Source organism: Variovorax sp. YR752, assembly GCF_943372545.1.
In genome coordinates this window covers 1-3,851 of the sequence record NZ_CALRZC010000395.1, presented here as the reverse complement: position 1 = coordinate 3,851, position 3,851 = coordinate 1, and the positions used below count along the sequence as shown (strand labels likewise).

At 65.4% G+C, this 3,851-nt stretch carries 5 protein-coding genes; 3 read left to right on the top strand and 2 right to left on the bottom strand.

Annotated elements, in window-relative coordinates:
- Positions 1-415: methyltransferase, TIGR04325 family (locus AAG801_RS40940; RefSeq protein WP_341893599.1), on the top strand; the 415-nt coding region annotated here is incomplete at its 5' end.
- Positions 416-444: 29 nt separating this feature from the next.
- Here AAG801_RS40940 and AAG801_RS40935 read toward each other — a convergent pair.
- Positions 445-1,359: an amino acid ABC transporter substrate-binding protein gene (locus AAG801_RS40935; protein ID WP_341893598.1), complete on the bottom strand. Its 915-nt coding sequence runs from the start codon at positions 1,357-1,359 to the stop codon at positions 445-447.
- Between the two features lie 10 nt (positions 1,360-1,369).
- The gene (locus tag AAG801_RS40930) at positions 1,370-1,801 is read right to left on the bottom strand and encodes a VOC family protein (RefSeq protein WP_319360758.1); all 432 of its coding nucleotides are present in this window, start codon (positions 1,799-1,801) and stop codon (positions 1,370-1,372) included.
- Positions 1,802-1,910: 109 nt separating this feature from the next.
- On the opposite strand from AAG801_RS40930, the gene AAG801_RS40925 reads away from it, so the two are divergent.
- The gene (locus AAG801_RS40925) at positions 1,911-2,831 is read left to right on the top strand and encodes a LysR family transcriptional regulator (protein ID WP_341893600.1); all 921 of its coding nucleotides are present in this window, start codon (positions 1,911-1,913) and stop codon (positions 2,829-2,831) included.
- A 24-nt stretch (positions 2,832-2,855) separates the two neighbouring features.
- The gene (locus AAG801_RS40920; protein WP_341893597.1) at positions 2,856-3,752 is read left to right on the top strand and encodes an SPFH domain-containing protein; all 897 of its coding nucleotides are present in this window, start codon (positions 2,856-2,858) and stop codon (positions 3,750-3,752) included.
- The last annotated feature ends 99 nt before the right edge of the window (positions 3,753-3,851 follow it).

Sequence of the window (3,851 nt, the reverse complement as noted above, 5' to 3'; positions counted from 1 at the left end):
GGTCGAAAGCGGCCGCGCGATGGCCGTCAAGCGCGAAGCGACCGCGCAACTGAACTTCACCACCGACTATCGCGATGCCAGCGACTGCGACGTGCTGTATGTCTCGGGCAGCCTGCAGTACCTGCCGACGCGCATGGACGCAATTCTTTCTTCGCTCGCCGTGAAGCCCCGGCGCATCGTCATGAACACCACGGCCGTGCACCCCGAGCGCACGATCTACACGCTCAACAGCATCGGCGTGGCCGTGTGCGCCTACCGCATCCAGCACCACGACGAGCTGCTGGCCGACCTTGCACGCTCCGGCTACCGGAAGCGGGACGTGTGGCGCAACGAGGGAAAACCGATCGAGGTGCCCTTCGTGGATGGCGGCGACAAGCCCTACTACGCGGGCTGCTGCTTCGACCTGATCGTCTGATTCGACCGCATCGCCTCACGCGTGCCGCCCTATCGCGCCTCGTAGTCTTCCATCGGCTTGTCGCTGGGGTTCGCCCAGGCGGCCTTGGTCAGGGCGCTGGCCGGCAGACCCACCTTCGCGCCGTGCGGCGCAATGGGTTGCATGAACCACTTGTCGTAGATCCGCGCGGCGTCCCCGCTCCTTGCCAACGCCACGACGCTTTGATCGACCAGCGTCTTGAACGCGGCGTCGCCCTTGGGAATCATGATCGCGATCGGCTCGACGCTGAGGACCTGGTCGAGCAACCTGTATTGCGCCGGCGCCTTGCTCTTTGAAATCAAGGTGGCAAGGATCTGGCCGTCGGCGACGAAGCCCTCTGCACGGCCCGATTCGAGCAGCAGGAACCCTTCGCTGTTGTCCTTGGCGTACACCTCCGCGATCTCGGGGGCGTTGTCGCGCTTGAGCTTTCTCAGCAGCTGGACGGAGGTGCTCCCCGTGGTCACGGCCACTGCCTTGCCGGCAAGCTGGGCCGCAGAAGCAACGCCGGAGGTCGCCTTGACGGCGATGCGAACCCCTTCGACATAGAGCGTCGGGGCGAACGCGACGTCTTTCTGGCGCGCCGCATTGTTGGTCGTGGTGCCGCACTCGATGTCGACCGTTCCGTTCTGCACGAGAGGCATGCGGTTCTGCGGCGTCACGAGCTGGTACTTCACGTGGATCTTGCCAATCTGCAACGCCTTCCCGATGTCGGCAATGACACGTTCACAGACCTCGACGTGAAAGCCCGTGTAGCTGCCGGGCCCCAGGGTGAAGGACATGGCGCCCGAGGCGTCGCGCACACCCATGGTGATGGCGCCGGACTCCTTGATCTTCTTCAGGACGTCGGTTTGGGCGGATGCACGTCCGGCGCACAGCAGGAGCGCCGCAGCCGTTGCGGCCGCCAGAAGGCAGTGGCTTTTATTCACGTCGGCGCTTTCAGACGGCGAACAGCGAATCCAGGTCCGCAAAGGACTTCAGCTCGATGGCGTTGCCCGACGGGTCGAGAAAGAACATCGTCGCCTGTTCACCGGGCTCGCCCTTGAACCGGATGTAGGGCTCGATCACGAATTTCGTTTGGCGTGCGATGAGCTTGTCGGCCATCGCCTGCCACAGGTCCATCGGCAGCACGGCGCCGAAATGGCGCACGGGCACGTCGTGGCCGTCCACGGCGCTGTGCGACTTGTGACCGCATTCGTCGGGTGCCAGATGCGCCACGATCTGGTGTCCGTAGAAGTTGAAGTCGACCCACTCGGCCGAACTGCGGCCTTCCGGACATTCGAGCAACTCGCCGTAGAAGGCGCGCGCCTCGGCGATATCGCGAACAGGAAAGGCCAGGTGGAACGGGATGCGTGCAGTGGGCGTGTTCATGGGGTTCATCGATCTAGGAGTTCAGGGTGAGCGAACTCTAAGCAGCGAGCCACATAACCGAAAACGATATATTTCGACGCTGAGCACCACCAATTTCGATGAATCACAAATGATCACCGAGCTTCGAACCTTCATCGCCGTGTGCCGCCACGGCACATTCGCCGCAGCGGGAGAGCGCATCGGCCTGACGCAGTCGGCCGTCAGCAGCCAGATCAAGCGCCTCGAGGAATCGCTGGGCTTCCCGCTCTTCGATCGCACCGGCCGCTCCGCCACCTTGAATGCGGCGGGCGAGACAACGCTCGGGCGGGCGGAAGAGATCTGCGCCCTCTACGCCAAGCTCGGCGAGTTGCCCGACGACGCGGCCAACGCCGGGCTGCTGCGCATCGGCGCCATTGCGTCCGCTCAGCCGACGCTGGTGGCGCGGGCGCTCGAAAAACTGCGCGTCGGCTTTCCCCTGCTGCGCGTGCACATCTCGCCCGGCGTGTCGATGCGGCTGATGGATGACCTGGACGCCGGCAGCATCGATGCGGCCGTGATCATCCGGCCGCCCTTCGGCATTCTTCCGGAGCTGACGTGGCAGACCCTGGTGCGCGAGCCCTACGTGCTCATTGCCCCCGCGGACGTGCCCGGCAGGAACTGGCGCACGCTGCTGCGCGAACAGCCGTTCCTGCGCTACGACCGCGCGTCGTTCGGCGGGCGCATGGTCGAACGGTTCCTGCGGCGCGAAGACATCGCCGTGAGCGACGCCATCGAGGTCGACGAGATCTCCGGGCTCATCCACCTGGCCTCCAAGGGCCTGGGCGTTGCGCTCGTGCCGTGGGTCGAGGCCCACCTTCCGCTGCCGCCGGGCGTGCGCATGCTGTCGCTGGGCGAGTCCACGTTCCATCGCGAGGTCGGGCTGCTGCAGCGCAAGCCGCGGGCCAGCCCGCCCCTCGTCGCGCAGTTTGCGCAGTGCCTGCGCGAAGCGGCCGAACCGGCGAAGGCGAGCCGAAAGAAAATCTTGACGACCTCCAAAAAGATATTAAAGTGATATCACTTTCAACAGGAGGCCTTCATGCACGAGCAGACCCCGTCCATCCCCCGCCAGGTTCGCAGGGAGCGGCCGTATCGGTCCGTCAACGGATACGGCATCGTCGCCGTGGCGCTGCTGATCCTTGCGGTCGGCGCCTGGGTTCTCGTGCGGCGGATGATGCCGCTGCCCCTGAGCATCTTGCTGATCGTCGTCGGCGTCACGCTGCTGCCGGGCCTGTACATGCTCAAGCCCAACGAGGGCATCATCCTCACGCTCTTCGGCAAGTACCAGGGCACCGACCGCGCCGAGGGGCTGCGCTGGACCAACCCGTTCCAGTCGGGCCAGAAGATCTCGCTGCGCGCGCGCAACCTCAACACGCCGCCGCTGAAGGTGAACGACAAGCGCGGTAACCCGGTGGAGATTGGCGCGGCCGTGGTCTGGCGCGTGCACGACACCGCGCAGGCCGTGTTCGAGATCGACGACTACAACAAGTTCGTCGCCATCCAGTCTGAAGCCGCCATCCGCCACCTGGCCACGCTCTACGCGTACGACAGCGGCGACGACCTGCAAAGCGACGAGGTCACGCTGCGCGCCGGCCTCGATGTGGTGGCCGATGCGCTCAAGGCCGAGCTGAACCAGCGCTTTGCCAGCGCGGGTGTCGAGGTGCTCGATGCCAAGCTCACGCACCTGGCCTACGCGCCGGAAATTGCCCAGGTGATGCTGCGGCGCCAGCAGGCGGTGGCCATCGTGAGCGCGCGGCACCAGATCGTGGCGGGCGCGGTCGGCATGGTCGAGGCGGCCCTCAAGGGCCTGTCGGAGCGCAACCTCGTCGTGCTCGACGACGAGCGCAAGGCCTCGATGGTGTCGAACCTGCTGGTGGTACTGTGCTCGGACCGCGAAACCCAGCCCGTGGTCAACACGGGCACGCTCTACACCTGATGCATCCACGGCACCTCCCCGCTGCCGACGCCACGTTTTCCTCTGATTCTGATGGCCCGTCCCGGTAAGAAGTCCTATCCGCTGCGCATCGATCCGGCC

Excerpts from the sequence above, each read along its gene's own strand:
- AAG801_RS40920 (WP_341893597.1), top strand. The coding sequence starts at position 2,856 with ATGCACGAGCAGACCCCGTCCATCCCCCGCCAGGTTCGCAGGGAGCGG.
- AAG801_RS40925 (WP_341893600.1), top strand. The coding sequence starts at position 1,911 with ATGATCACCGAGCTTCGAACCTTCATCGCCGTGTGCCGCCACGGCACA.
- AAG801_RS40930 (WP_319360758.1), bottom strand. The coding sequence starts at position 1,801 with ATGAACACGCCCACTGCACGCATCCCGTTCCACCTGGCCTTTCCTGTT.